Source organism: Parabacteroides sp. AM08-6, from assembly GCF_003473295.1.
In the GTDB taxonomy this organism is placed as follows: domain Bacteria; phylum Bacteroidota; class Bacteroidia; order Bacteroidales; family Tannerellaceae; genus Parabacteroides.
This window is the reverse complement of the sequence record NZ_QRMP01000087.1, coordinates 1-778: the sequence shown is the minus strand read 5'-3', so window position 1 is coordinate 778 and position 778 is coordinate 1. Positions and strand designations below refer to the sequence as shown.

Below are 778 nucleotides of genomic sequence, written 5' to 3'. Positions count from 1 at the left end.
TATACGCTATGAATTTAGCCGCTGGAACAAATCGAAAGGTACGGTACTGGCGGGACTTATTCGTAGACGCAAGGCGGAAGCAGATTTGTATTTCTCATAATTGGATTAACTCATGGATGGATTGCTGGATGTATTGCAATGGGCTTTCCCTACCGGGGTCAGTATTGTAAACCTGGCACTGCTGGGCACGATCTGGCGCAAGAACCGGGCTCGCTTGATTGCCGATACCCGTGATACCTGGCAGTCTATTGCAGAAAGTAATAACGATGCTTTACTCAAACAAAATGATGAAATCAGAAACCTCAGGGAGGCGCTCAAACGGCTGGAGGTGGTTATACAAAATTTGCTTGGTTGCCCTCATTGGCCTACTTGTCCCGCTCGTATTCTCGTGCAGGACTACAAGCAAAAATACTTCCGTAAGCCTCAGAGACAGTCTCGCATGGAACAAAAAGGCCAGCGTTACCCTCGCGACAATCCCGATATCTCTTGCGGAGATGTCGATTCCGGTGGACAGCCTCCGTAAGTTGCCGGCCAATGCGGCATACGAAAAGAAATCCGGACAGGCAAACTTGAAACTGTCATACAGCAACGGGAATATTCAGGCTTCCGCCTCCTGTGACAGTTTACAGTATCTGGTCTATACCTACGAGGAAACGATAGATCGGCTGACAAGGGAAAATGCTGAACTGCAAGAACAAATCAAGCCCCCTGAATTCACGCTTAAATGCTACTTAACGGGGGTTTTAACAGGTATTCTAACAATATTAATCTTTCAATT

At 46.9% G+C, this 778-nt stretch carries 2 protein-coding genes; both read left to right on the top strand.

What is annotated here, in order from left to right:
• Positions 1-112: 112 nt before the first annotated feature.
• Entirely contained in the window at positions 113-523 is a 411-nt protein-coding gene (locus tag DW103_RS17975) for a hypothetical protein (protein ID WP_122278659.1), read from the top strand.
• Positions 495-778, top strand: a 284-nt coding sequence (locus DW103_RS17970) for a hypothetical protein (RefSeq protein WP_122278657.1), incomplete at its 3' end; no start/stop codon positions are given. The genes DW103_RS17975 and DW103_RS17970, both read left to right, overlap by 29 nt.